General features: G+C 45.3%; 1 protein-coding gene. It reads right to left on the reverse strand.

The genetic code is table 11. The features are described 5' to 3' along the window. Window positions 1–1,049, reverse strand: a 1,049-nt coding sequence (locus BUB71_RS18750) for a condensation domain-containing protein (RefSeq protein ID WP_245815737.1), incomplete at both ends; no start/stop codon positions are given.

Consider the following 1,049-nt stretch of genomic DNA (forward strand, 5'->3'; position numbering starts at 1 on the left):
CCCTCTAACTGAAGCAGATCATTGCCAAAGTTTTGCATCGTAAACATTGCTTGAAACAAGGCATTCCGACTGGTATCTCGGGAGAGGGAAAGTTGATCGACCAATTCCTCAAATGGATAGTCGGCATGGTCGTAAGCCGCTAAAGCCCCTTCTTTTACTTCTTGGAGGAAATCGACGAACCGCTTTTCTCCCTCTGGATAATTGCGCATCGCGAGCGTATTGACAAACATACCCACAATCGATTGGACATCAGCATGTGATCGGCCCACCACCGGTGTTCCCACCACAATATCTGTCTGATTTGAATACTTAGATAACCAGATATTGTATGCAGCGAGCAAGAGCATATAGAGCGTGGTTCCTGTCTCTGCGGTGAGCTGTTTTAACGCCTGTGTTAATTCTTCATCCAATACAAAATCGACATGCTTCCCAGCAAAGTTTTGAACGGGTGGACGAGCATAATCAGTTGGTAGCTCCAACACAGGGACTTCATCGGCAAAAGTAGATAACCAATATGCTTCTTGTCGTTGGAAATCTTCCGTTTCCTTCCATTGTTGCTGCCAAACGGCATAGTCTTTATATTGGATACGAAGTTCTGGTAACGATTCACCCTGATAAACTGTCGTCAACTGTTGAAGTAAGAGATCAATCGATACCCCATCGGCGATAATATGATGCAGATCCATGAGCAGCAAATGCCGATCTGGATTGAGACGAATCAGCTCGGTGCGAAACAAAGGAGCTTGTTCCAGCGAAAAGGGTCGCATAAACTGATCTGCCCAATCTCTTGCTTCTGCTTCGGTTCCCGCTCGTACGGTGAGTTTGAAGTCCAGAGAAGGATGGACTTTTTGGACAGGTTCTCCTTCTTGGATGACAAAGGACGTTCGAAACGATTCATGTCGTTGGATTAATTGTTGAAAAGCTTGTTCTAGGCGACGAACATCAACAGAACCAATGAGCACAAATGCGCAAGGCATATTGTAATGCATCAAGTTCCTATCTAACTGCTGCAAGACATAGATTCGCTTTTGGGCCGATGAAACAGGATA

Origin of the sequence: Seinonella peptonophila, from assembly GCF_900129355.1 — a bacterium.
Taxonomy (GTDB): Bacteria; Bacillota; Bacilli; order Thermoactinomycetales; family Thermoactinomycetaceae; genus Seinonella; species Seinonella peptonophila.